Annotated in this window: 21 protein-coding genes and 3 tRNA genes; 13 read left to right on the forward strand and 11 right to left on the reverse strand. The window is 58.6% G+C overall.

Annotation, left to right across the window (positions count from 1 at the left end; all coding sequences use genetic code 11):
- Positions 1 to 395: 395 nt before the first annotated feature.
- Complete coding sequence (locus AACY42_RS24130) at positions 396 to 1,208, forward strand: crotonase/enoyl-CoA hydratase family protein (RefSeq protein ID WP_339482796.1); 813 nt, start codon at positions 396 to 398, stop codon at positions 1,206 to 1,208.
- A 6-nt stretch (positions 1,209 to 1,214) separates the two neighbouring features.
- On the forward strand, positions 1,215 to 2,045 hold the full coding sequence (nudC, locus tag AACY42_RS24135) for an NAD(+) diphosphatase (protein ID WP_339482797.1): 831 nt from the start codon (positions 1,215 to 1,217) through the stop codon (positions 2,043 to 2,045).
- On the opposite strand, the gene AACY42_RS24140 is transcribed toward nudC, so the two are convergent.
- Positions 2,013 to 2,792, reverse strand: coding sequence for a TSUP family transporter (locus AACY42_RS24140; RefSeq protein ID WP_339482798.1), 780 nt, complete (start codon positions 2,790 to 2,792; stop codon positions 2,013 to 2,015). The genes nudC and AACY42_RS24140 overlap by 33 nt on opposite strands.
- Positions 2,793 to 3,186: 394 nt before the next feature.
- On the opposite strand from AACY42_RS24140, the gene AACY42_RS24145 reads away from it, so the two are divergent.
- The 3 genes from AACY42_RS24145 to AACY42_RS24155 all read left to right on the forward strand — a co-directional run bounded on the left by AACY42_RS24145 (position 3,187) and on the right by AACY42_RS24155 (position 4,242).
- Positions 3,187 to 3,260: transfer RNA gene (locus AACY42_RS24145), tRNA-Cys, on the forward strand.
- A 193-nt stretch (positions 3,261 to 3,453) separates the two neighbouring features.
- A tRNA-Leu gene (locus tag AACY42_RS24150) sits at positions 3,454 to 3,540 on the forward strand.
- A 252-nt stretch (positions 3,541 to 3,792) separates the two neighbouring features.
- The gene (locus AACY42_RS24155) at positions 3,793 to 4,242 is read left to right on the forward strand and encodes a hypothetical protein (RefSeq protein ID WP_339482849.1); all 450 of its coding nucleotides are present in this window, start codon (positions 3,793 to 3,795) and stop codon (positions 4,240 to 4,242) included.
- Positions 4,243 to 4,371: 129 nt separating this feature from the next.
- Here the strand turns inward: AACY42_RS24155 and AACY42_RS24160 are convergent, their stop codons facing one another.
- Positions 4,372 to 4,734, reverse strand: coding sequence for an NUDIX hydrolase (locus AACY42_RS24160; RefSeq protein WP_339482800.1), 363 nt, complete (start codon positions 4,732 to 4,734; stop codon positions 4,372 to 4,374).
- 280 nt (positions 4,735 to 5,014) lie between these two features.
- Between AACY42_RS24160 and AACY42_RS24165 the strand changes: the two genes are divergently transcribed.
- Positions 5,015 to 5,200, forward strand: coding sequence for a hypothetical protein (locus tag AACY42_RS24165; RefSeq protein ID WP_003201747.1), 186 nt, complete (start codon positions 5,015 to 5,017; stop codon positions 5,198 to 5,200).
- Between the two features lie 169 nt (positions 5,201 to 5,369).
- On the opposite strand, the gene AACY42_RS24170 is transcribed toward AACY42_RS24165, so the two are convergent.
- On the reverse strand, positions 5,370 to 5,600 hold the full coding sequence (locus AACY42_RS24170; RefSeq protein ID WP_003201752.1) for a hypothetical protein: 231 nt from the start codon (positions 5,598 to 5,600) through the stop codon (positions 5,370 to 5,372).
- A gap of 152 nt (positions 5,601 to 5,752) precedes the next feature.
- Entirely contained in the window at positions 5,753 to 6,007 is a 255-nt protein-coding gene (locus tag AACY42_RS24175; protein ID WP_212800349.1) for a DUF6555 family protein, read from the reverse strand.
- A gap of 230 nt (positions 6,008 to 6,237) precedes the next feature.
- On the opposite strand from AACY42_RS24175, the gene AACY42_RS24180 reads away from it, so the two are divergent.
- Together AACY42_RS24180 and AACY42_RS24185 are read left to right on the forward strand one after the other, a co-directional pair.
- On the forward strand, positions 6,238 to 7,137 hold the full coding sequence (locus tag AACY42_RS24180; RefSeq protein WP_339482801.1) for a polysaccharide deacetylase family protein: 900 nt from the start codon (positions 6,238 to 6,240) through the stop codon (positions 7,135 to 7,137).
- A 103-nt stretch (positions 7,138 to 7,240) separates the two neighbouring features.
- Positions 7,241 to 7,432 carry a DUF2188 domain-containing protein gene (locus AACY42_RS24185; RefSeq protein WP_339482803.1) on the forward strand — a complete coding sequence of 64 codons (192 nt, stop codon included), beginning with the start codon at positions 7,241 to 7,243 and terminating at the stop codon, positions 7,430 to 7,432.
- Positions 7,433 to 7,580: 148 nt separating this feature from the next.
- On the opposite strand, the gene AACY42_RS24190 is transcribed toward AACY42_RS24185, so the two are convergent.
- The 3 genes from AACY42_RS24190 to AACY42_RS24200 all read right to left on the reverse strand — a co-directional run bounded on the left by AACY42_RS24190 (position 7,581) and on the right by AACY42_RS24200 (position 10,708).
- Positions 7,581 to 9,377, reverse strand: a complete 1,797-nt coding sequence (locus AACY42_RS24190) for a DAHL domain-containing protein (protein WP_339482805.1) — start codon at positions 9,375 to 9,377, stop codon at positions 7,581 to 7,583.
- Positions 9,378 to 9,641: 264 nt separating this feature from the next.
- Positions 9,642 to 10,496 carry an SPFH domain-containing protein gene (locus AACY42_RS24195; RefSeq protein ID WP_339482850.1) on the reverse strand — a complete coding sequence of 285 codons (855 nt, stop codon included), beginning with the start codon at positions 10,494 to 10,496 and terminating at the stop codon, positions 9,642 to 9,644.
- Between the two features lie 124 nt (positions 10,497 to 10,620).
- A tRNA-Ser gene (locus tag AACY42_RS24200) sits at positions 10,621 to 10,708 on the reverse strand.
- A 124-nt stretch (positions 10,709 to 10,832) separates the two neighbouring features.
- Here AACY42_RS24200 and AACY42_RS24205 point away from each other — a divergent pair.
- The gene (locus AACY42_RS24205; protein WP_339482806.1) at positions 10,833 to 11,504 is read left to right on the forward strand and encodes a Bax inhibitor-1/YccA family protein; all 672 of its coding nucleotides are present in this window, start codon (positions 10,833 to 10,835) and stop codon (positions 11,502 to 11,504) included.
- 168 nt (positions 11,505 to 11,672) lie between these two features.
- On the opposite strand, the gene AACY42_RS24210 is transcribed toward AACY42_RS24205, so the two are convergent.
- Together AACY42_RS24210 and AACY42_RS24215 are read right to left on the reverse strand one after the other, a co-directional pair.
- Complete coding sequence (locus tag AACY42_RS24210) at positions 11,673 to 12,866, reverse strand: MFS transporter (protein WP_339482807.1); 1,194 nt, start codon at positions 12,864 to 12,866, stop codon at positions 11,673 to 11,675.
- A gap of 231 nt (positions 12,867 to 13,097) precedes the next feature.
- On the reverse strand, positions 13,098 to 14,687 hold the full coding sequence (locus AACY42_RS24215; protein WP_003181279.1) for an ABC-F family ATPase: 1,590 nt from the start codon (positions 14,685 to 14,687) through the stop codon (positions 13,098 to 13,100).
- 401 nt (positions 14,688 to 15,088) lie between these two features.
- On the opposite strand from AACY42_RS24215, the gene lpxO reads away from it, so the two are divergent.
- The gene (gene lpxO / locus AACY42_RS24220) at positions 15,089 to 15,988 is read left to right on the forward strand and encodes a lipid A hydroxylase LpxO (RefSeq protein ID WP_339482808.1); all 900 of its coding nucleotides are present in this window, start codon (positions 15,089 to 15,091) and stop codon (positions 15,986 to 15,988) included.
- Between the two features lie 127 nt (positions 15,989 to 16,115).
- Here the strand turns inward: lpxO and ligD are convergent, their stop codons facing one another.
- Positions 16,116 to 18,083, reverse strand: a complete 1,968-nt coding sequence (ligD, locus tag AACY42_RS24225; RefSeq protein ID WP_339482809.1) for a DNA ligase D — start codon at positions 18,081 to 18,083, stop codon at positions 16,116 to 16,118.
- Between the two features lie 32 nt (positions 18,084 to 18,115).
- Complete coding sequence (gene ku / locus AACY42_RS24230; protein ID WP_339482810.1) at positions 18,116 to 19,006, reverse strand: non-homologous end joining protein Ku; 891 nt, start codon at positions 19,004 to 19,006, stop codon at positions 18,116 to 18,118.
- A gap of 256 nt (positions 19,007 to 19,262) precedes the next feature.
- Between ku and AACY42_RS24235 the strand changes: the two genes are divergently transcribed.
- From AACY42_RS24235 to ilvA, 3 genes are all read left to right on the forward strand, one after another.
- Positions 19,263 to 19,604 carry a hypothetical protein gene (locus AACY42_RS24235; RefSeq protein WP_339482811.1) on the forward strand — a complete coding sequence of 114 codons (342 nt, stop codon included), beginning with the start codon at positions 19,263 to 19,265 and terminating at the stop codon, positions 19,602 to 19,604.
- A gap of 38 nt (positions 19,605 to 19,642) precedes the next feature.
- A complete protein-coding gene (locus AACY42_RS24240; protein WP_339482812.1) occupies positions 19,643 to 20,791 on the forward strand; it encodes a PQQ-dependent sugar dehydrogenase in 1,149 nt (382 codons plus the stop codon).
- Between the two features lie 370 nt (positions 20,792 to 21,161).
- Complete coding sequence (gene ilvA, locus AACY42_RS24245; protein ID WP_339482813.1) at positions 21,162 to 22,169, forward strand: threonine ammonia-lyase, biosynthetic; 1,008 nt, start codon at positions 21,162 to 21,164, stop codon at positions 22,167 to 22,169.
- Positions 22,170 to 22,528 lie beyond the last annotated feature (359 nt).

The following is a 22,528-nucleotide window of genomic DNA, read 5'->3' on the forward strand; positions in this document are numbered from 1 at the left end:
CCCCCCCCCCCCCCCCCCCCCCCCCCCCCCCCCCCCCCCCCCCCCCCCCCCCCCCCCCCCCCCCCCCCCCCCCCCCCCCCCCCCCCCCCCCCCCCCCCCCCCCCCCCCCCCCCCCCCCCCCCCCCCGGGCAGTTGCAGGCGCAAGAGAAGCCCTGATCATTGTGACGGGGGTAAGTGGGAGCAAGGCCCCCGCGAAACAGGCAGCTCTATTCTTGAAAGACCGCATTGCCTTCATCGCGGGCAAGCCTTGCTCCCACAGAGTTCCCCTTTTGCCATAAAGCTTTCCTTGGTCATGTCGGCGGTCAGTCCCGCCTTTGGCCGATGCACTGCCTACGTCCTGTCGCGATGGCTTGTTATAGTTCAAGCCTCTTTTCAGCCGGTAAAGGATCACTGTCATGTCGCAATACCAAGCGTTCAACGTCGAACTTGCAGACAACATTGCCCATGTGCAGATCAATCGCCCGGAAAAGATCAACTCGATGAACGCCGCGTTCTGGAGCGAGATCATCGAGATCTTCCAATGGATCGACGACACCGATGCCGCGCGGGTGGTGGTACTCAGTGGTGCCGGCAAGCATTTTTCTTCAGGGATAGACTTGATGATGCTGGCGGGCGTGGCCAACGAGCTGGGCAAGGACGTAGGGCGCAATGCACGCCTGCTGCGACGCAAAATCCTGCAACTGCAAGCCTCGTTCAATGCCGTGGATAACTGCCGAAAACCCGTGCTTGCGGCGATCCAAGGCTACTGCCTGGGCGGGGCCATCGACCTGATTGCCGCCTGCGACATGCGTTACGCCGCCGAGGACGCCCAGTTCTCCATCAAGGAAATCGATATCGGCATGGCCGCCGATGTTGGCACATTGCAACGCTTGCCCCGGATCATCGGGGACGGCATGCTGCGTGAACTCGCTTATACGGGGCGCACCTTCGGTGCCGACGAAGCGCGCAGCATCGGCCTGGTCAATCGTGTCTACAGTGACACCGTCAGCCTGCTCGACGGCGTGATGGACATCGCCCGGGAAATCGCCGCCAAGTCGCCGATTGCCGTGACCGGCACCAAGGAAATGATCGGTTACATGCGCGACCACCGCATCGATGATGGCTTGGAATACGTCGCCACCTGGAACGCCGCCATGTTGCAATCGACCGACCTGCGTGTGGCCATGGCCGCCCATATGAGCAAACAGAAACCTGAATTCCAGGATTGATTGACCATGATTTCACGCTGGACCACCGCAGTACTCGATACCGCTCTTCCTGGCGGTTGGGCCGTTGCCCGCAGTCCCGAAGGCTTTCTGTTCGATGACAACGGCGCGCTGTTTCCTCGCGAATGGCTCAAGCGCCAAGACCTGTCGATCCTCGCCGAGCACGGCATCGGTCACCTGGATGGCGAGCCGGTCTACCTGCTGGAATTGCACAGCCCGCTGGAAATCCCAGGCTGTAATTGGAAAGGCTTGCGGGCGTTCATGCTTGAGGATGACCACACGCTGTACAAAGTGTTGGGCTATGCCGCGCAGATCGGCACCTGGGCCCGGGACCATCGTTTCTGTGGCAGTTGCGGCAAGCGCATGGACCAGATTCCGCTGGAGCGGGCCATGTATTGCGACACCTGTGAGCTGCGGCACTATCCGCGGATTTCACCGAGCATGATCGTGTTGATCACTCGCGGCGATGAAGTCCTGCTGGCCCGTTCGCCGCGTTTCGTCCCGGGCGTCTATAGCACCCTGGCGGGGTTTGCCGAGCCTGGCGAGTCGGCCGAGGATTGCCTGGTGCGCGAGGTTTGCGAGGAAGTCAGCATCGAGGTGAAGAACATTCAGTACATGGGCAGCCAATGCTGGCCGTTCCCCCACTCGATGATGCTCGGTTTCCACGCTGAATATGCCGGTGGCGACATCGTGCCCCAGGAAGATGAAATCGAGGACGCCCAGTGGTTCAACGTCCATGACTTGCCACCGTTGCCGGCCTCGCGTTCCATCGCCCGCTACCTGATCGACCTGTATGTGGCGCGACGCTTAGGCCACGCTGAACCAGTGCTGCCAGGCTAGGCGCACGGTCAAGCCCAGCACCACGGTGATGAACACCGGTCGGATGAACTTCGCGCCGCCACTGATGGCGGTGCGAGCGCCGAAGAACGCGCCGGTCATCACCGACAGGCCCATGCTCAGGCCGATGACCCAGTCCACCTGCCCGGAAAAGATGAACACCGACAGCGCCGCGATGTTACTGACGAAGTTCATGCTACGGGCCACGCCACTGGCCTTGACCAGATCGATGGGGTAGAGCAGCAGGCTGCTCACAGTCCAGAACGCCCCCGTCCCCGGCCCGGCCACACCGTCATAGAAGCCCAGGCTGAAGCCTTGGGGCGCCTGCCATGTCTTCTTGATCGGGGCGTCGCTGTCCAGCGGCGCCTTGGGCGTGCCGCCGAACAACAGGTACAGGCCGCAGGCGAAGACGATGACTGGCAGCATCTTGTTCAGCCACTCGGCGGGTAAGTAATGGGCGACGATGGCGCCGGCCAGGGCCCCGACCAGGGTGCCAACGAGGGCATGAGTCCACTGCCTTGGGTGGAACAGCTTGCGCTTGTAGAAGGTGAGGCTGGCCGTTGCAGAGCCGAAGGTCGAACTGAGTTTGTTGGTTCCCAGGACCAGATGTGGCGGCAAGCCTGCCGTCAGCAGGGCTGGCGTTGTCAGCAACCCACCGCCACCGGCAATGGCATCGATGAAACCGGCAATGAATGCGACAACAGCAAGGATAGCGAGGGTCGTGAGGTCAACGCTGAGTTCAAAAGGCATGGAATAGGCTTATCTAGCAGGTCGCAGGAGGGCTGCGGGGACGGCCGGTATGTTACCCATAATGGTCCAGGCCTGCGACAGCCGGTTCATGCGTTGCACTGTAAGACCCTGCAACCCCACAAACGCCTGTGGCGAGGGAGCCTGCTCCTGGTGGGCCGCGCAGCAGCCCCAAAAGCCTTCCGATATCTACCTGGCGCACCGAGACCGCTGGACGATTTTTTTTTGAAATCAAGGGGTTGTCAGCCTAGGCAAATGAGTACATAATTGCGCCCATCGAACGCACTGGGACGTAAAAAATCTCAATGTTTTCAAGGGGATAGCGACACCTAGAGGTCCTGTGTCCTGATCAGGTTTGTACGCGGTTGATGTGGCAGCATCGCATCAAACGTTCTGAGGCCGAATAGCAAAATGGTTATGCAGTGGATTGCAAATCCACCTACGCCGGTTCGATTCCGACTTCGGCCTCCACTTTTAAAAAGCTCTGTAGATCTATGATTTACGGAGCTTTTTTATTTGCTAAGCATTGAAAGCTTTTGTATCGAAAAGGACATGAGCTACCTTGCTTCGCAGGGGAGGGATGTATATATTCCCCCTCTTGCTGCACCAGCCAGAACATCGGCCATTGGATTTTGCCGACGTTCCCATGGCTAACCGCGCTACCGCCCGAATGGCGAAACTGGTAGACGCATGGGACTTAAAATCCCCCGCTCGTAAGGGCGTGCCGGTTCGATTCCGGCTTCGGGCACCATCTAAAATCAAGGGTTTGCGAGCGAAAGCTAACGCAAACCCTTGTTCGTTTCTGCTTCTGAAAAACTGGCGCAGAAACCGGGTCCAAGCCTGCGGGTATTTTCAAGCGCAAACCTCTACACTCGGCGTTGAGATTGGCAAGGTGAGTGGCCGGCGGTTATGTCCTCCAGGCTGCCTTACCCAGTATGCTAATCCTTTAACCATGGAGAGGTGACGAGTGAAAACAATCGCAACGATGAGTCTGTTGACCTTGATGGGCAGCAGCGCTGTATACGCAGGGGAGACAACGTCCGTTGATGGGAAAACGCTAGCGGTAAACTTTGGCGAGCCGACTATTAAACAAGTTCTGCACTATCGGAAAATGTACGATAAGAAACCTTATCCCGATGCGGAAATTTATTACTACAGCAACGGTTTGTACAAAATCATCTCTCAGGGAGAAAATCATTACGGTGTCTATGTCTTGCAGGGACAGCACAGCGATGAAACATACACGGTGAAGTTTATCTCCCTACCGTCCCCCGACTGGGGAAATAAAACGGCGTATCACCAGCTCACCTTTATTCGCGGTGATGCACAAAACGTGTTTATCCAGAACGCAATTGTCGACACCGGCGAAGCGATAGCCCAGCAGAACGGAACCTATACGCAGGAAAAGAATACCGTGGTCAATCCAATCAGTACCGCTTGGAAGGAAAAATGAACCCGTCGCGCTAAAGCGGCTTGGCGGTAGAGTTGTGGGGATTCTGTTGTAGATAAAATCTTATAAAACAATAGGCTGCATGATATTTATTATGCAGCCTATTAGGTGTTGACCACCGGTGCCGGCTCCTCACAACCGCCGCCGAAACGCCTCGAGAATGTCCCGCGTCCCCTTTTTCATTTGCAGTTGGGCAATGGCGTCCAGCGGGTGCCAGAGGCAATCGCTGATTTCATTCTGTGGCTTGGCTGCCGTCGAGTCGCTGACCGATGCTTCGAACACATGATGTTCGGTCTGCCCGTCACTCATTCGCATCAAGTAGAGCAGGTTCTCGACGTCCAGGCCGGTTTCCTCTGCCAATTCCCGGATAGCTGCCCCAGCATGGGTTTCGCCGCACTCGACGGTACCGCCCGGCAGCGCCCAACGACTATTGGCTTTGCGAACCAGGAGGATGTGGCGATTTTCCTCGCAGATGACGGTCGCTCGAATTTTCATGGTCGTACTCGATCTGTGACTGTCATTAAACTGAAATATAACTGCAATATTTGCGCCTGACAGTATCTGTTTCGTTCAAATGTCGAGTTTTGCCTGGTCTTATCCACTAAGACCGCGACGGCGCGGGAAAGACTGAGATTATTTGTGCTTGCCATTGCTTCATTTCTCCGACCACTAGCACTAGGCTTTCGACCGGTTATCGCCTCAAATGAATCAGCTTAAAAAAAATGAATCCATGTTGGGTGCACTGGCCGACCCCGATAGGGGAAGGAAGCGAGAAATGACCACTGTTGAAGACTTCAAGATCAAATCCCATGAGCTTCTGGTGGAGCTTGATACGGCAACGTCGGAAATGATGAAGCTCATATGTGTTCATCAAATGAGCGGATCGACCTGGGATGAGGCGGTCCAGCGTCAACACGAAGCTTATGAGCAGTGGGTTGCTTATCTGAACGAGCGGGGATAGGTGCCAGCGCGTTGATCGGCGCCTGCAAGGCTGTGCCTAATTTCGTGCTGGCGTTGCGCTTCCCTTTGTGCTTTTGCACCGGTGCCGATCAATTTCGAGGCGCAAAAAAACGCGTTCCATCGGTTTTCCAACCGGTAGAACTCAGGGAGAACAGGTCTGGCGCAGCGCGTCAGCGGAACTTGGGCAGAGGGGGTTCTGCAGGCTTGAGCGACGTTAGCGCACTTTGGATCGACGGGGCGTCTTTATCGATGTCGTTGAGCCGGTCCCGGATGCGCACTGCGGTAGGATGCCCGCCTTGGTGGTCGACCCAGTCGGCGATTTCCTTGCAGGCTGCCGTGAGCCTGGCCTGACGCGATTCCAGCAAGGTGAGCAGGGTGGTGATGGACTCTTTTTCGGACATGTCACACCTCCATTCAAGGGTTGATGAGGCAGCACAAAACCCGCCAGGGGCGGGCTGTGCCGTGGTTTAAGCGTAGTTGAGTTATTTCAGGTCTGTCGAAGAATCCGGCGTCCGGTTAGACAGCCGGTGCGTCGGAAACAATGCGAGTGGTGTCAGCTGGACTCCTTGACCCAGGACGGCGTGACGCTCGCCCGCCAGCGCACGTCGGTAATACCGTATTTTTCAGCAAGGGGTTTGGAGACCCGCTTGACCTTTTCCCTCCCGAATTTCGGTATTCGCCCGACCCCCGCGTCGCAACTGGCCCAATGCCAAGCCTCGGAATTATTCATCACTTCTGCGCGAATAATGAATGACTTGGGTTCGCCATGGAGCATGTAATCAATGATGTAAAGCGATGGCCCGCCCATAAGTCCTCCCTAATTAGTCCTATACGGATGGATACAAAGGCATTCGGAAAATTCCATTGAGCTTCCAGACGGTCAAATTAATACCGCTCAGACTCGAGCGCGGAGCGACAGCCAAACAGCCGGAACTCGCGGCCAGGAACCAAAGCCGGTTACCCTTCTCCAAGGTGAGCTTCAACACCTTAGGCCAAGGATCAAAGGCGACGCAATGCGGCATCAACAAAAGGCAAAACATGAAAAACATCGCCAGGGTGCTGTTCATCGCAGCCCTCGCCATCGGTTTGTCGGGCTGCATTGGCGCCCCCATCGAACTGACGCCGCAAACCGAGCAACGCTTGCGTGAACAACCCCCGATCCGTTTCCTGCTGACATTCGATGATGGGCCCAGCGCCTCATCTATCTGGAACCCTAGCTTGGAGGTGCTCGACGCACTCGCAGACAATCCGGTACAGCCCGACATCAAAGCGGTGTTTTTTCTGCAGACCCGCGTACCACGGGCCGGTGGCAGTGATATTGGCCGCTCGGTAATGCGCCGTGAACAGCAGGAGGGCCATGTGTTGGCCTTTCATACGGCGACCCACTGGCACACCAATCACCGGTTCCTGAATCCGGATGAGCTGGAGCAATCGCTGGCCCGTGGCCGGCGCGATATCGCCTCCATTACAGGTGCGGCGCCGACCTTGCTGAGGCCGCCATTCTGGAGCTTCGACAGGCGTACTTCTGCCGCCTACCGGCGCCATGGCCTGCATATTTTGTTGACCGACCTGAGCGCAAATGACGGCAAAGTCTGGGGCATCACGATGAGCCCGCGGCGGCGGATCAACCTGACCCGGCAACTTTCCGAGGTGCGCGAGCGCATCGCCGCCGGGCAGTTGCCGGTGGTGGATGGGGTCATTCCGGTGGTGGTGACGTTTCACGACATCAATCGTTATACCGCTCGGCATGCCCGCGAATACCTGCAGATCCTGCTCGACAGTGCCAAGGCTACCGGCGTGAGGACCGACGCCAAGCCGTTCTATGATGACCACCAGGCACTGGAGCGAGCGGCCTTGGCTCGGACGGTCGATCACAGTACCGAGCCCGTGCATTTGCCAGGACTGTGGGACTGGTTGTGGGATTCGGATTCCCACTGAGGGCGCCACGAATGCGGCGGGTGTCGCGACGGTCGGTTGGCCGCCCAGCGCAATCGGCGTGTATGGTAGGCCGTGCACCCTTGGTTAAAGTAGGAGGTGACCAATGAGTACTGCGATGCTGACGAAAATGCACATCAACGGTTATGACGTGCTTAGCGTAAACAGCGGCCCATGGAGGGTCTGTACCCAGGCTGACCGGTTGGGTTCCTTTGCTTCCCGTGAGGAAGCGCTGGCCTACGCCGCCGCGTTGCCGACCCGCAGAAGCTGTAGCGATCGGTCTGTCAACACGAAATAGGTAGGGGGCGGTACATCCAACCTCTCGGTGACAGGTACGCCGCCATCGCGAGCAAGCTCGCTCCCACAGGTTTCCCGGGTGTTCAGCAATCGTCCCCTGTGGGAGCTTGCTTACGATAGCAGCGGGGGCAGCCAACGTCCGTCACTCATCAGGCGCGTGCCAATTCCAGCGGAACTTCCAAGGTAAATAGGGCGCCTTGCCCCGGTCCGTCGCTATGGACATAGAGGCGGCCATTCATTTCTACCGCCGCCAGGGCGCAGCTGTGCAAGCCAAATCCATGGCCGTCCTTGCGGGTCGTGAAGCCATGGTTGAAGATGCGGGCCAGGTTCTCCGGGGCAATACCTTCGCCTCGGTCCTTGACGCTGAGGCATAGCGTGGTTTCGTCGAGGATGCGAATCCCCAGGGTCATTTCCCGCGGATGCTCACTGATGTGCGACATGGCGATTTTGGCGTTGCTGATCAGGTTGATCAGGATCAGCAGCAACCTGTGCTTGTCTCCCATGATCGCAGGAACGTCCTGGTATTCCTTGATGACAGTGACGTGATGCCGGCTGAGCGCGCCCGAATTCATACGTAGCGCATCTTCGAACAGATTGCTGACATTGAGCGGTTCGATCAGTCTGGCGGCCCCTGCATAGGTTTGTTGAGTGGTGACGATTTCCTTGATGTGATCGATGCTCTTGGTCAACTGCGCCAGCTCATCGATAAGCACTGCCTGTTCCGCGGCGATGGAATCGACCAGTTCGTTGAAATAGCGTGGCAGCAACCGGCCTTTTTCATCAAGGGTGATGAACTGTCCAAGATCCTCGGCATGTTCATTCATCATCTTGACCGCTTTAGTCAGCCCGAGCGTCTTGCTGTTCCTCAACTTGCGGGTCACGAGCTCGGCCGAAATATTCACGCTGTTGAGCACATTTCCGACGTTGTGCAACACATTCGTGGCTATTTCGGCCATGCCCGCCATTCGGGCCGCATCCACCAATTCGCGTTCGGCCTCCTTCAGCTCTTGGGTGCGCTCCTGTACGCGCTCCTCGAGCCGTTCATTGGACACTTGCAGTTCCTGGTTGATCTGATTGATGACGGCGTAACTGCGAACCAGTCGCACCGCCAGGTAGATCATCAACAGTGCCATCACGCTGGCGCACACCGCCAGGTAGAGATGATATTGACGGTCCGTTGCGGCGGTCCTGCGCTGTGTCTCGTTCAGCAGCTCATTGATGCTGTCCAGCTCCTGGGCAACCGGAATGACGCTGATGCGATCAAGTAGGTCATTGACGACAGGTTGTTCCTGGGCAATGGTCTGGACGTGGTGGGTCAGGGTCATGAACGGGGGCTGATAGGCCGCAGGCAACTGGTGAATGTAAGGCTCCAGCTCAGTTAATTTGCCCTGCACTTCCTTGGCTTTGTCCGTCGAGACATAAAGTGCGAACTCCAGCGTTGTCAGGGTCAACTCAAGCACATTGGACGCTGCGGTCAGGCGCTCCATGGGGTTTTCGATATTCATGTCGTTGAGTAGCGTTTGAATCTGGTCTTCGACCTGCGGCAACGCATCCAGGGATGTGCGTAGATTGGCGTTGTGCTGTTCGAATTGCTCCACCAACAAGGTCTTGTTCTTGACGGCCTCCACATAGCCCTTGCGCCTGGAGGCCCAAAGCGCCGCTAAAGGGCCGGAATTATTGAGTTGCTCCAACTGCTCCCATCGACTGCCGGCCTCAAGCGGCAGTGCCAGCGACAGGTTGTTGTTCACGCCGATCTTTTTCCTGAGGATCTTGACGTTCCAGTTAGCATCGGCCTGCTTGAGCTGGCGAATGAAGTCGCGGGATTCAAAGTAGGTCGATGAGTCGTACGTGTATGACTTGATTAAAAAGAATATCAGTGCGCAAAACACAACAAGCGCGACAGCCAACAGGGCGGGCCATTTATATTTTTTGATAATAGTGGTCACGTTATTCTCCTGTTCAGGGCGCTGACCGAAGGAGTCGATGAATTCCCGAGGGGGAGAGATGCTCGAAGGGGGGCGGAAGGGGGGAAAGGTAAGCGTCGTGCGGGTTGGTGTTCAGGTTTGCTTTGGCCTGGGTACACGTTGAGCTCCGTGCTAACGATGAACGTCGGGTTCATGGTTGAGTGTAGCGCTAACGAGAGGGGCGATGCTGCTGCGCAAGTACGCCGCAGTGGAGCAGGCGCGGCCGTGCAGGCCGCGCCCGTGGCGTTACTTGATGTCGATGAAGGGCAGGGCGCCGTTTGGCAGCACGGTGGTTGGCAAGACACCATTCCAGCGCTCGGCCTTGGTCAGCTCCACCAGGTTCTGGTTGCTGGCCAGGGCCTGGGCCCGCGCCTTAATGGCTTCGGCTTCGGCTTTGCCGCGCAACTCGGTAGCCAGTGCGTCTGCCTTGGCCTGTGCCACTTGCGAATCGGCCTCCGCCTGCGCCTGGGTCACGCGAATCTGTGCTTGCACCTGCTCGGTGGCGAGCTGTTGTTCGCGGGTCTTGACCTGGACTTCCGCAGCCATGCGCGCTTCGATGGCTTTTTCGTAGGCATCACTGAAGTCAATGTTCTCGACCTGAACGCTGTCGATGATCACGGGGCCGGTAATGCTGGCCTTGATGGCCGTGGAAATATCGTTGACCAGTTGGACGCGGTTCTGCACGGCAGCCACGGCGTTGAACTTGCCAAAGACGTTTTCCACCTGGGTAGGCACTTGGCGGCTGATCATCCGGTCGCGGATACCTTCAAGGTCCTTGAACTGGGTATAGACCTTCGCGACATCCAAAGGCGCGATGTGCCAGGACACGGACACCTTGAGCTGGGCAGACTGTTGGTCCTTGCTGTAGGCCTGTAGGTCTTCATAAGCCGTCACTTGGTTCTGGACGCTGATCAGGCGTACCGACTCGATAAATGGCATCTTGAAGGACAGCCCCGGTTCAATCACCCCGACCAACGCCCCGTTGCGCAGCAGCACGCCGCGCTCGGTTTCGTCGACCGTGTACCAGCTGCTGAAGAATATACACAACAGGAGGATGCCCCCGATTGCTGCGACGATGGAGCCGATGGTTTTATGGGGCACTTTTCTTTCCTTGAGTGGCTGGATGGGGTTTGCCATAGCTGTGTCCAATGTTGAAGCTGCAATCGGTATTGCGAATGCCAGACACGAAAAAGCCCTGAATAATCAGGGCTTTTTCGTATAAAGATGGCGGAGGCGATGGGATTCGAACTCATGGACCTGTTACAGTCGACGGTTTTCAAGACCGTTGCCTTAAACCACTCGGCCACACCTCCGTATTGCGTTGCGGGCGCCATAATACCCGAATGAAACACACTGTCAAACTCTCTACGTAGCTTGTTACAGAGCGTCTGTTATTATCCTTGCCACTGAATGTTTCAAAACCGGAGGAGTGTCGCCATGCGCGAACAGGATTACGCAGTGAACAACAGCGTGCAGGCTGAGCAGCTAGAGGTTAGCCGCGTCCTGCGCAACACTTATGGGTTGCTGGCACTCACACTCGCTTTCAGCGGTGTGATGGCTTACGTCGCACAACAGATGCGGGTGGGTTACCCGAACATCTTCGTTGTGCTGATCGGTTTCTACGGCCTTTTCTTCCTCACCAACAAACTCCGTGATTCGGCCTGGGGCCTGGTGTCGGCTTTCGCCCTGACCGGCTTCATGGGCTTTTTGCTCGGCCCGATCCTCAATCGCTACCTGCAAATGCAGGGCGGCGCTGAAGTGGTCAGCTCGGCCTTCGCAATGACCGCATTGGTGTTCGGTGGTCTGTCGGCCTACGTGCTGATTTCCCGCAAGGACATGAGCTTCCTGGGTGGCTTCATCACCGCAGGTTTCTTCGTGTTGCTGGGGGCAGTGCTGGCCAGCTTCTTCTTCCAGATCAGCGGCCTGCAACTGGCGATCAGCGCCGGCTTCGTGCTGTTTTCGTCGGTCTGCATCCTGTACCAGACCAGCGCTATCATCCACGGCGGCGAGCGTAACTACATCATGGCCACTATTAGCCTGTATGTATCGATCTACAACCTGTTCGTCAGCTTGCTGCAGCTGTTCGGCCTGATGGGTCGCGACGACTGATTGCATTGGTGATGAGTGAGAAGCCCGCTTTGGCGTGATGCTGTTCACATAGAAACAACGGCGTTTTTTCAGAAATGAAAAGCGCCGTTTTTTTTGGTTTTTTTTGAAGGGCCTGGCTTTCCATTCGTGAAACAAGCACCGTTTTTCCCAGAGTGAACAGCATTATGATCAACAAGGTGCGTTTATAGCTCGGCGACGCAGCAGCAGGGTCAGGCCCAGACCAGTGACGGATAACAAGGCGGCGCAGAAGAAGATCGATGAATAGCCCAGGTTCAACGCCACCGCCCCCATCAGCGGACCGGCAATCGCCAGCGCCAGGTCGAAGAACACCGCATAGGCGCTCAAACCCGCGCCACGGCTGGTGTTCGGCACTTGCTTGATGGCCTCCACCCCCAGCGCCGGGTATACCAGCGATAGCCCGAAACCGGCCAGCCCGGCACCGACCAGGGCGAACGCGGTGGACGGCGCCAGCCACAGCAATACCAGGCCGAGGGTTTCGATGCTCATGCAGGCAATGGCTGAGTTGAAGCCACCGAAGCGGGCGATGCTGGAAATGAACAACAACCGCGCCAGGATGAAGCAGGCACCGAAGACCGTCAGGCACCAGGCCGCGCCGGTCCAGCCGCGACTGACATAAAACAATGTGATGAACGTGGTGAGCGTGCCGTAGCCGATCGATGCCAGGCTCAGGCCCGCCCCGAATGGCGCAATGCGTCCAAACACCGCCCAGAAAGGCAAGCGCTCACCGCGAATGACCGGCACCGACGGCTTGTTGCGAATGATCAACAGCGCCGCCCCGGCTAGCAGCGACAACGCAACGCCCAGGCTGGCGAACCCCAGCTCACCGACCATCACCACGCCCAGCGGCGCACCGATGGCGATGGCTCCGTACGAGGCGATGCCGTTCCAGGAAATCGAGCGGGCGGTGTGCTCCACACCCACCTGGCCCATGCACCAGCTGATGGTGCCCACGCCAATCAGCCCTTGGGCCACGCCAAGCAGCAAGCGCCCAACAATCAGAATCAACAGACTGGCCAGGGGAAAACTTTGCAACAAGATCGAGAGCAGCGTCAGCAAGCCGCTGAGCACAATCCCCGTCAGCCCGTAGACGATTGCCCGCTTGGTGCCAACGCTGTCCGACAGCCGCCCGGCCATGGGGCGGCTGAGCAGGGTCGCCAGGTACTGTGAGCCGATGGTCAACCCGGCCACCACCGCGCTGAAGCCCAGTTGTTCGTGGACATAACCCGGCAGCACGGCAATGGGCAGGCCGATGCAGAGAAAGGCGATGAAGGTGTAGAAAACGATGGAGACGATCTGCAGGGTGATCGACAGGGAGCTGGAGGCAGGTGAGGGCTTGGGCATAGGGCTCGTTCGCGGGCAGCGGTAAGAGAGCCTCATCATGGCGCGAGGAGGGGATAAAAGAAAGCAGGCTAACTAAATGTGCTGGCGAAGGCGGATGGTCAGTTTCAATTGAGGTTGTATGCACCGGCCGCTTCGCGAGCAAGCCCGCTCACAGTTTTACCCTTGCAATACAAAAAGCCCTGTCACAGTGGACAGGGCTTTGCTTTTACAGCGAACAGCCAAGGGCCGTCCTTAGAACACCACACCCTGGCTACGCAGGTAGTCGTCATAGGTGCCGCTGAAGTCGACCACGCCATCGGCGCTCAGTTCGATGATGCGGGTGGCCAGGGAGGAGACGAACTCACGGTCATGGCTGACGAAGATCAGCGTGCCCGGGTAGTTTTCCAGCGCCAGGTTCAGCGCCTCGATCGATTCCATGTCCAAGTGGTTGGTCGGTTCGTCCATCACCAGCACGTTCGGCTTTTGCAGGATCAGCTTGCCGAACAGCATGCGGCCTTGCTCACCACCGGAAATGACCTTGACCGACTTGAGGATCTCGTCGTTGGAAAACAGCATACGGCCCAAGGTGCCACGAACCAGTTGTTCGCCGCCCTGGGTCCATTGGCCCATCCAGTCGAACAGGTTGACGTCGTCTTCGAAATCGTGGGCATGGTCCTGGGCGTAGTAGCCCAGTTCCGCGGCGTCGGTCCATTTCACGGTGCCGGCATCGGGTTCCAGCTCATTGACCAGGGTGCGCAGCAAGGTGGTCTTGCCGATACCGTTCGGGCCAATGATCGCCACGCGTTCACCGGCTTCGACGGTGAAACTGAAGTCCTTGAACAGTGGCTTGCCGTCAAAACCCTTGGCCATGCGTTCGACAATGACCGCCTGACGGTGCAGCTTTTTGGTTTGTTCGAAGCGAATGAACGGGCTGACGCGGCTCGATGGCTTGACCTCGGCCAGTTGGATCTTGTCGATCTGCTTGGCGCGAGAGGTGGCCTGCTTGGCTTTCGAGGCGTTTGCCGAGAAACGGCTGACGAACGACTGCAGCTCGGAAATCTGCGCTTTCTTCTTGGCGTTGTCCGACAGCAGTTGCTCGCGGGACTGGGTCGCCACGGTCATGTACTCGTCGTAGTTGCCCGGGAACAGGCGCAGCTCGCCGTAGTCCAGGTCCGCCATGTGGGTGCAGACACTGTTCAGGAAGTGACGGTCGTGGGAGATGATGATCATCAGGCTCGAACGCTGGGTCAGCACGTTTTCCAGCCAGCGGATGGTGTTGATATCCAGGTGGTTGGTCGGTTCGTCGAGCAGCAGCACTTCCGGGTCGGAGAACAGTGCCTGGGCCAGCAACACACGCAGTTTCCAGCCTGGTGATACTTCGCTCATCGGGCCGAAATGCTGCTCGATGCCAATCCCCAGGCCCAACAGCAGTTCACCGGCACGGGATTCGGCGGTGTAGCCGTCCATCTCGGCAAATTCGGTTTCCAGCTCGGCCACGGCCATGCCGTCTTCTTCGGTCATTTCCGGCAGCGAATAGATGCGATCGCGCTCGGCCTTGACCTTCCACAGCTCTTCGTGACCCATGATCACGGTGTCGATCACGGTGAATTCTTCGTAGGCGAACTGGTCCTGGCGCAGTTTACCCAGGCGCACGTTCGGCTCGAGCATGACCTGGCCGCCGGACGGCTCGAGGTCACCGCCGAGGATTTTCATGAAGGTCGACTTGCCGCAACCGTTGGCGCCAATCAGACCGTAGCGGTTACCCGCGCCGAATTTGACAGAGACGTTTTCGAACAGTGGCTTGGCGCCGAACTGCATCGTGATGTTAGCTGTAGAGATCAAAGGTTTATCCTGCGGAACATTCAGAGTAGCTAAGGGTGCGGCAGTACCTGTTCAGTACCTATTTGCGCACGTCCCGACCGCGCAAAGGTGTCGCGGTCGCAAGCGCAAGGGTCCATCCGGCATAAGAGGACAGCAGCATACGGAGCGCCTGGCCCGGTAGACGTGCGCCGAGGCCGCGTTTGCGGCATCGGCCAAAGGGGGCGCGTAATAGTTGGCGGCGATTGTACTGGTCTGGCCGCATAAACGATAGGGTATTGCCCGGGCAAGACAGTTTTTCACAATGGAAGGATAACTTTTGGTTACAAACTGTGGCTAAAATGCCATTTCCCCCTGTGCCATCTGCCTGTCGCTTGACTGGCCAGGGAAACGACCTGTCCACTCCAGCATTGTGGCGGTTTTTCGTGAAGCTCATCATTGTCGCGATCTACATCTTCTCCATTGGCTACGTTCACCTGCGCGGTCGCGTGCGGCATAAGTTCGGACGCCAGTTGAGCGATCATTCGTCGTTTCTCGCCCCGATCAATTGCCTGCTTTACCTGTGCTCGAAACTGCCCAACAGGCCTTTCCTGAGCCCGGCGCAGTTCCCGGACCTGAGCCCGTTGCAGGCCCACTGGGAGGAGATCCGGGCGGAAGGCCAGGAGCTGCTGCGCGCGGGGGAGATCAAGCGTTCCGATCAATACGACGATGTGGGCTTCAACTCGTTCTTCAAGACCGGTTGGAAGCGCTTCTACCTGAAGTGGTACGGCGACAGCCATCCTTCGGCCATGAAGCTGTGCCCCCGTACCACCGAACTGGTGCAGAGCATCGGCTCGATCAAGGCGGCGATGTTCGCCGAGTTGCCGCCGGGCTCGAAGCTGGTCCGGCACCGCGACCCCTATGCCGGGTCCTATCGGTATCACCTGGGCCTGGAAACACCCAACGATGCTGGTTGCTACATCAATGTCGATGGCGAGCCTTATCATTGGCGCGATGGCGAGGCGGTGATCTTCGACGAAACGTTCATTCATTACGCCCATAACACCACCGGCCATAATCGCATCATCCTGTTCTGCGACGTGGAACGGCCCATGAAGTTTCGCTGGGCTACCGCGTTCAACCGCTGGTTCAGCCGCACCGTGATGACAGCGGCCGGCGCGCCCAACGACGCGGGCGACAGGACGGGCGCCTTGAACCGGGCGTTCTCCAGGCTCTACAAGATACGGTTGCAGGGCAAGGCCCTGAAAAAGCGCAACCGCACGCTGTATTACCTGCAGAAGTGGGCGTTCTTTGGTGGCCTGCTGGTGATCTTTATCTGGATGTAGGCGCTGGGGAGGCCTGCGAACTTTTGATTTTGATTTTGATCGTTTGCTCTGGACTCTATGGGTTGTGGAAAGATCGCAGCCTCGTTGTACTCGACAGCTCCTACGTCCCTACGTCCCTACAGGGTGTTCAGTTGGTGGGTTTTTGTGCATTCAGTTGCTCCCACATCCTGGCCGTGATGCGCTGGCGGTGGTTGTAGCCTTCCCAGGGATCGGCGCCCAAGCCCTTTGCCCGTTCCTGCGCGGTATAGATGTCCCATTGCTGGGCGTTGCGCAGGGTCGACAGTTCGGCCCGGGCGATTGGCACCGAGACTGGCAGGCCTGGCCTGGCGCGTACCGAGTAGGCAGCTACCGTGCTGGCACCGCGAGCGTTGCGCAGGTAGTCGACGAATATTTTCCCGACGCGGTTCTTTGGGCCCATGGTGGCCGTGATGCGCTCTGGCATTTGCCGGGTCAGGAACTGCGAGATGGCTTTGGCGAACGCCTTGGCGGTGTCCCAGCCTTCACTTCTCGCCAAGGGCACGATCACGTGCATGCCGTTGCCACCGCTGGTCTTGAGAAAAGCCTGCAAACCCAACTCGTCGAGCACCGCCAAGGTCATATGGGTCGCCTCGATTATGGCGCTCCAGGGCAGCGAAGGGTCCGGGTCCAGGTCCAGGACAAACAGGTCGGGCGTCTCGATCCGGTCGTGGGTCGCGGTCCAGGTGTGCAGTTCCACTGTACCCATCTGCGCCGCGCTGACCAGGGCGTGGATGTCATCGATTTCCATCAGCGCTGCATGGCCCGGGTCCAGTCGCGGATCCAGCTGTTTGATATGGGGAATGTCCAGGCGATCGGCGTGTTTTTGGAAGAACTGCTCTTCACCGATACCGTCCGGCGCCCGCAACAGCGCGACCGGGCGCCGCTTGAGGTGCGGCAGGATCCACGGAGCGATGTCCAGGTAATACTGCGCCAACTCGGCTTTCTGCACACCGCTGACACCGTCGATGACCCGATCAGGGTGGGTGATGGTCACGCCGTCGACTTTGGCCGCGCGGGCTTTGCTGCGGCGCTTGGGTTCTGGCGTCGTGGGCTTTATTGGCAGAGGCTGTTCGCGAAACACCTTGTTGGCCGGCATATTGCCCGACAAGTCCAGGAAAGTAGCCTGCCGCACCCGGTTATCGTGAGTCCATTCAGTGAACTCGACCTCGCAGGTCAGGCCAGGCTCGACCCACTGCACGCCCCGTCCCCGCACACCGTTGAGTGGCAAAGCCAGTGGCGGAGTCTCGCGCTGCTGCGCGCACAGTTGCGGGTGTAATTGTTTGATTTGCGCCTGGCTGAACCCCGTGCCGACCCGACCGGCGTACACCAGCCCAGACGGCCCGTTGACGGCCAGCAGCAACGCGCCGAAACCGCTGCGCTTGCCTTGGGGGCGGGTGAACCCGACGATGACGAAGGCTTGGCGCAACCGGCACTTGAGTTTTACCCAATCGGCGCTTCGCCGGGACATATAAGGGCTGCCCAGGCGCTTGCCGACCACGCTGTCCAGTGAGAGCGCGATAGCGCTTTCGAACATGTCGTGCTGGCTGGCAGAAAACGACTCGGAAAAGCGCAGGCGCTTGCTGGCGTTGTTGCCAAGGGCTTTTTTCAGGGCCGCACGGCGTTCCTCCACCGGCGCCTGGCGCAGGTCGACACCGTTGAGGAACGGCGCATCGAATAGGAAGTACACCATGTCGACCGTGCGGCTGATGTCGAAAGCCTGGCGCAGGGCCGCGAAATCGCAGTGGCCGGTCTCATCGAGCAGCACCAGTTCGCCGTCGAGCCAACTGTCCCCCAGGTTCAACTCGGCCAGGGCATCGGCATGCAGCTTCAGACGCTCGGTCCAGTCCTGGTGATTGCTATTGAACAAGCGGATTTCGCCCTGTTCGATGCGGGTCAGCAGTCGATAACCGTGGAACTGGACTTCATAGCGCCATTCGCCGGTGGGCGGTTCTTCCACGGGCGTGGCCAGGTGCGGCGACAGGCGCTCGGGCAGGCGGTTTTGAGGCGCCTTGCGGGCCGTTGTAGTGTCCGACTTGGCGTTAGACAAACGAGCAGATTCACTCTTGGCGTTGGCCATGACAGATTCCCTTCTATTGCGCACGCCAGGGGTTACCCCCGGGAGGCCTTGGTGGCTTTTTTGGCAGGAACGGATTTGCGGGGTTTTGCAGGTTTTGCAGGCGCCTTCCCGGCGGATTTGTCGGTGGCTTTGCCCTTGCTGCCCAGGCTGCGCTTGAGCAACTCTGTAAGGTCGACGACATCGGCCGTCTTGCGTTGTTCTTCGCCTGGGGCAGTCTCCACCGCTTCGAGGCGGCCTTCGTTGGCTTTTTTTTCCACCAGCTCCATGATTTTGTCTTCGAAACTGTCCCGGTATTCTTGCGGCTCCCAGTCGGCGCTCATGTCTTGCACGAGACGCTTGGCCATTTCCAGCTCGCCCTTGGCCAGGGTCGGGTTCGTCACCTCGTCGCTCAGCTCCAGGACATCAAGGTCGCGCACGTCAGCAGGCCAGCGCAGCATCACCAGTACCAGCGCCGATTCAAGGGGCATGAGCGCCGCCAGGTGCTGGCGGGTATGCAACACGACATGAGCCAGGGCGACCTTGTGAGTCTTGACCAGGGTTTCGCGCAGTAGGGCATAGACTTTGCCACCGCGTTTGTCAGGGGCGAGGAAATAGGGTGTGTCGATGTTTTGCAGTGGGATCTTCTCGCTGTTGACAAAGGAAAAGATATCGATGGTCTGGGTGGACTTGGGGTGGGCGGAACGAATTTCTTCCTCGCTGAGCAACACGTACTGGCCTTTGTGGTACTGGACGCCCTTGACGATGTCGTCCTTGGTCACCTCCTTACCCGTCGCCTTGTTGACCCGTTTGTAGCCCACCGGGTCCATGCTGCGTTTGTCCAGCCAGTCAAAATCCACACCCTGGGAGGAGGTGGCCGACACCAGCGCGACAGGAATATGGACCAGTCCGAAACTGATTGCGCCTTTCCAAATTGCCCGTGCCATGGTGGTGTTGTCCTTGCCGGTGGATGTCTTTCTGGTGACCTTCGCGGCTTGGGAAAAGTTTCCATTTTGCGAGCTTGCTCGCGATGGCGGCAGTACAGGCGCCATTGACGCAAGTTGACCCTCCGCTGTCACGAGCAAGCCCGCACGCATTGGTTCGCAGACGTTTCGTTACATCTTCACCCGGACATTTCGCTTAACAAGGGCGAACCTGCGGCGTAGCGTGCTTTCGATATGCCTGAACTCAAGAGGTGTCCGAATGAACAGGCTGATGGTTGCCATCATTACGCTATTTCTGACCGCCGCTGCCCAAGCTGCCACGCCGGGCGGAGGCCCCATGGTTCTGGCCCAGAATCTACCGGGCAACAACAATCCCTATAACAGCCCGACGCGGCGGGCCAATCCCAATAGCATGCAGGGCACGCGGTCCAACGTGCCGACGATTCATGACAACCCGACGGTGCCGGTACTGCGCCCACCGACCCTGGAAAACGGCGGCATTGGCAATGGTTATCCCCGTTCCGGCCAGCCACCGGGCTCGCCGCGGCCCACCATCGAGGCTCCGACGCCACCCAGGAGCACCCAGAATGGCAACCGCTAGGTCGTCGCGCTCTTTTCACACCACAGAAGGAATTGTGCATGTTGCGTAAAACACTCCTGGCCGCATGTTGCGCCAGCGCTGCCCTGACCCTTGCCACGTCGGCTGCTGCCGCGCCGACCCAATCATTCAAGAGCGAGGAGGGCACCGTGGAAGTGACCACCGTGGTCAAGGGACTTGAGCACCCTTGGTCTGTCGCATTCCTGCCTGGCCAGCAGGGCATGCTGGTGACGGAGCGACCGGGCAACCTGCGCGTGGTCAGCCTCGATGGCCAATTGTCCACACCCTTGAGTGGCGTGCCTGAAGTATGGGCCAAGGGGCAGGGCGGTCTGCTGGACGTGGTGCTGTCGCCCGATTTCAAGCAGGATCGTACCGTCTACCTGTCTTACGCCGAGGCGGGCGCAGACGGCAAGGCCGGCACCGCCGTGGGGCGTGGGCAACTGGCCGAAGACCTCAAAAGCCTGAAGAATTTCGACGTGATCTTCCGTCAGCAACCCAAGCTGTCCACGGGCAACCACTTTGGCTCGCGCCTGGTCTTCGACCGCGATGGCTATCTGTTCATTACCTTGGGGGAAAATAACGAGCGGCCCACCGCCCAGGACCTGGACAAGCTGCAAGGCAAGGTCGTGCGCATCTACCCCGACGGCAAGGTGCCCGACGACAACCCCTTTGTCGGCCAGAAAAACGTCCGTCCCGAAATATGGTCCTACGGCATGCGTAACCCCCAGGGGGCGGCCCTCAACCCTTGGAATGGCACGTTGTGGGAGAACGAACACGGACCCAAGGGCGGTGATGAGATGAACATCATCGAGCGCGGCAAGAACTACGGCTGGCCATTGGCGACCCATGGCATCAACTACTCCGGCGCCCCGATTCCCGAAGCCCAGGGCAAGACTGTCGAGGGCAGCCTTGGCCCACATCACGTCTGGCAGGTGTCACCGGGGCTCAGTGGCATGGCGTTCTACGACCATGATCGTTTCAAGGCCTGGCAGCGCAACGTGTTCATCGGGGCGCTGGTGCCCGGGGAACTGATTCGCCTGCAATTGCAGGGCGACAAGGTCGTCCACGAAGAGCGTTTGCTGGGTGAGCTCAAGGCGCGAGTCCGGGACGTTCGTCAAGGCCCGGACGGTTACCTGTATGTGCTGACGGATGAGGACGACGGGGCGTTGTATAAAGTCGGACTCAAATGACGCACCGCCCTGTAGGCGTTCATGTGCAGCCATTCATCTAGGAACTGCGTAGGAGCTGTGTAGGAGCTGTCGAGTGCAACGAGGCTGCGATCTTTCCCAAGACAATTGAATCTCAAGCGAAAGATCAAAAGATCAAAAGATCAAAAGATCAAAAGATCAAAAGCTTCGCCAGCTCCAACATATTTGCCATTGACTTGCCACCAACGCACCGCTAACTTCCAGCCATGACTTCAACCGTACTGCGCAGCCAGCCAAGCATTATTACCGCCATTCCTTATTTGGCGGGTTAGCTGACGGCTGCACCCAACCCGCCCTGGAGGCGGGTTTTTTCTTTCTGTCTCCTGGGCTCCGCCCGAACCAGGAGATCGCCATGACCGTTACCCGCACCGAGCAAGCCCTGCTTGAGCACTACGTTAAGAAGATTCTCGCCGCGCCAGTCTATGAATTGGCCGTACGCACGCCGCTGCAAGCGGCTTCCGCACTGTCCGAGGCCTTGGGTAACCGGATCCTGCTCAAGCGCGAAGACCTGCAACCAACCTTTTCTTTCAAGATCCGCGGTGCCTATAACAAACTCGTGCATCTGACCCCGCAGCAGCGCGCCCGTGGCGTCATCACCGCGTCTGCCGGCAATCATGCCCAGGGCGTTGCGCTGGCGGCACGGGAATTGGGTATTTCGGCCAGCATCGTCATGCCTGTGACCACTGTGCAATTGAAGGTGCTGGGCGTGCGCAACCGAGGCGCCGAAGCGATTCTGCACGGGGAAAGCTTTCCGTTTGCCCTGGCGCATGCGCTGGACCTGGCCGGGCAGACCGGACGGGAGTTCGTCTCGCCTTTCGATGACCCGGACGTGATCGCCGGGCAGGGCACTGTCGCCATGGAAATCCTGCGCCAGCACCCCGGCCAGCTGGATGCGATCTTCGTCCCGGTCGGCGGCGGTGGGTTGATCGCCGGGATCGCGGCCTACGTCAAGTACCTGCGCCCGGAAGTACGCATCATCGGCGTCGAGTCGCAGCATTCTGCCTGCCTCCAGGCAGCGCTGGCAGCCGGTGAGCAGGTAACCCTGCCAGAGGTGGGAACCTTCGCCGATGGCGTGGCCGTGGCGCAGATTGGCGCCCATGGCTTCGATATCTGCCGTTTCTGTGTCGATGAAGTGATCACCGTGAGCAACGATCAACTGTGCGCCGCGATCAAGGACATCTATGACGATACCCGTTCCATCACCGAACCGTCGGGCGCACTGGCAGTGGCAGGCATCAAGCAATACGTGGCGCACACGGGGGCGCGAGGCCAGACATTGGTGGCGATCGATTCCGGTGCCAACATCAATTTCGACAGTTTGCGCCACGTGGCCGAGCGTGCAGCGGTGGGCGCGGTTTGAGTGATTTACGCTACGTCACACATTTTTTGAAGCAGGCGACGGATGCCCACTTGCATCTTCGCATTAGGGGCTACTCTAGGTTGCGAACCGGATAAAAGCGATTGCAATTTGCAGGGGGGAAAGTAGCGTTTCCTTGCATTTTGCACGAACTATCTGGCGCGGGACGAAGCTAAACGCTTGATTCAGATCAATCCGCAACGTTTTCAATACAGGCATACTTCTTGCGGGATGATTCAAGGGTTCGTTTGGCGAACTCGTTGACTGAAAGTGCTGAAAAAAACGAACGGCACGGTATTCGTAGTTCCAGTCCGCAGGGAAGAAAACGGACGAAATACCGCTGCCGTGAACATAAGTTGGCC

It is taken from the genome of Pseudomonas sp. RL_5y_Pfl2_73, from assembly GCF_963970515.1.
GTDB lineage: Bacteria > Pseudomonadota > Gammaproteobacteria > Pseudomonadales > Pseudomonadaceae > Aquipseudomonas.